Source organism: Mycobacterium simulans (genome assembly GCF_900232995.1).
Taxonomy (GTDB): domain Bacteria; phylum Actinomycetota; class Actinomycetes; order Mycobacteriales; family Mycobacteriaceae; genus Mycobacterium; species Mycobacterium simulans.
In genome coordinates this window covers 1-2,345 of the sequence record NZ_OCVX01000051.1, presented here as the reverse complement: position 1 = coordinate 2,345, position 2,345 = coordinate 1, and the positions used below count along the sequence as shown (strand labels likewise).

General features: G+C 68.2%; 1 protein-coding gene. It reads right to left on the bottom strand.

All coding sequences use genetic code 11. The features are described from left to right. Positions 1 to 2,345, bottom strand: a 2,345-nt coding sequence (locus tag MSIMFI_RS27035; protein ID WP_191499993.1) for an acyltransferase domain-containing protein, incomplete at both ends; no start/stop codon positions are given.

Genomic DNA, 2,345 nt, shown 5'->3' with positions numbered 1-2,345 from the left:
GGGTGTGGTGGGGGGGATCGTTTCGGGCAGCGCACGCAGCGTCAGGGCGGCAATGCTGATAACCGGGGCGCCGGTTGGGTCGGCGGCGTGCAGGGTGTAGGTGTCGGCGCTGGTGCGGTTCAGGCGCACGTACAGGCGGGTGGCCCCGGTGGCATACAGGGTGATGCCGGCCAGCGCGAACGGCAACCGCGCCCCGGCCGGCTCGTCATCGCCGCCTTCGAGCGTGCTCAGCGGATGCAGGGCGGCGTCGAGCAGCGCAGGATGCACACTGTAGCCGCCAACGTCGGTGTCGGGCGGCAGGGCGATCTCCGCGTAGACAGTGTCGGGATCGGCCGAGTCGTGACCGATGCCGACCACACCCTGGAACGGAGGGTGATACTGCAGGCACTCGGTTGCCAGTTGGTCGTAAAAGCCAGCCGAGTTGATCGCCTCCACCAGCGGTGTCGTCATCGACGGGGGGGCGGCCGCAGTGGTGGCGCTAAAGGCGCCCGTCGCGTTGAGGACCCAGGTACCCGAGCGGCTGTCGTCGGCGGTACTGCTGTGCACGGTGAATTGCCGTCGCTGGGTGTCGTCGACAGGTTGAACCGTTATCTGCAGATCGACGGGCACGGGGTCAGACAGCGTCAGAGGGGCGTGCAGGACGAGTTCGTCGACGGTGGCGCAAGCGGCCTGCTCGCCGGCGTAGAGCAACAGGTCGACGAACCCGGTCGCCGGCAGTATTGCCGTGTCGTTGACGCGGTGCGCCGCCAGCCAGGAGTGAGTGGCGGACGACAGCCGCCCGGTCAACACCATCACCTGGTCCGGGTCAGCCAGCGGGGTGACTGCTCCTAGGAGGGGGTGGTTGGGTCGATGTAGGCCAGCGGTGCTGACGTCGGTGTGCGTGGCGGGGGGAAGCCAATAGCGGCGGTGTTGGAACGGGTAGGTGGGCAGCGCAGTGGTGCGCGCGTGGGGCAACAGGGTAGGCCAATTGGGGCTGTGACCGTGGGTGTGCAGGTGGGCCAGGGCGGCAGTGAGGGTGTCAAGGTTGGGTCGGTCTCGGTGGGCGGTGGTGATCACTGTCCCGGTGCCGGCGCTGGTGTCGGTGATGGCGGGTGCCAGTACGGGGTGGGGGGATAACTCGACGAAGGTGTGGGCGTCGGCGGCCAACAATCCGGCGACGCTGTCGGCGAATCGCACCGTGTGGCGCAGGTGTTGGGTCCAGTAGTCGGGCGAGGTGAGTTGGTCGGGCGTGGCCAGCTGCCCGGTGAGGTTGGAGACGACCGGCAGCCCGGGCGCGTAGAAAGTCAGGCTGGCGGCGATGGCCTCGAATTCAGCCAGCGCCGGATCCATGGCCGGCGAGTGGAAAGCATGGCTGACCGTCAGCGGGGTGGTCTTGTAGCCGTGGGTGCTGCAGTGTTCGCGGAGTTGGTCGATGTCTTCGAAGGGGCCGGCGATCACGATCGAGGTGGGGCTGTTGATCGCGGCAAAGGCGGTGTTGGGGTAGCCGGCGAGTGGGCCCATGATGTCCTCTGGGGTGGCTTGGATGGCGAGCATGGCTCCGGGGGCGCAGGCTTGCATGAGTCGACCGCGGGCGCTGACCAAAATCGCGGCATCCTCGAGGGAGAGCACGCCGGCCAAATGGGCGGCGGTCAGTTCGCCGATGGAGTGGCCCATCAGGATGTCGGGTGTGATGCCGGCGTCGGCGAGGACGGCGTGCATGGCGACGCCGTAGGCGAACAGGGCGGGTTGGGCGTAGGCGGTCTGGGTCAGCAGCCCTGCGGAGGCCGAATCCGGCTCGGCGAAAATGACGTCACGCAGCGGGATTTCGAGGTGGGCGTCAAAGGCGGCGGAGACCTCGTCGAAGGTGTCGGCGAACGCGTCGTGCTGGGCATACAGCTGGGCACCCATGCCGGGGTGTTGGGCCCCTTGACCGGGCAAGACGAACACGATCTTGGCGCCCTGATGGGTCAGATGATGCTGGGCCAGGTGAGGGTGGGGCCGGCCGTCGCGCAGTGCCTCCAGCCCGACCAGCAACTGCGCGCGGACATCCTCGGCTGCTGGTGCGGTGATGGCCGCGCGATACGGGTGGTGGGTGCGGGTGGTAGCCAGGCTGTAGGCGACATCGATCAGATCCAGATCGGGATGGTCGATCAACTGCTGGTGGAGCCGGTCGGCGTAGGCGGCCAGGGCTGCCGGGGTGCGCGCCGAGATCGGCCACACTGGCAGCGGGAGTGTGCTGGCCGATAACGGTGTGGGGGAGAGTGCTGGGTCGGGAGCTTGTTGGACGATCAGGTGGGCGTTGGTGCCGCTGATGCCGAAGGAGGAGACGGCAGCGGTGCGGGGGTGGTCGGTGACCGGCCAGGGGG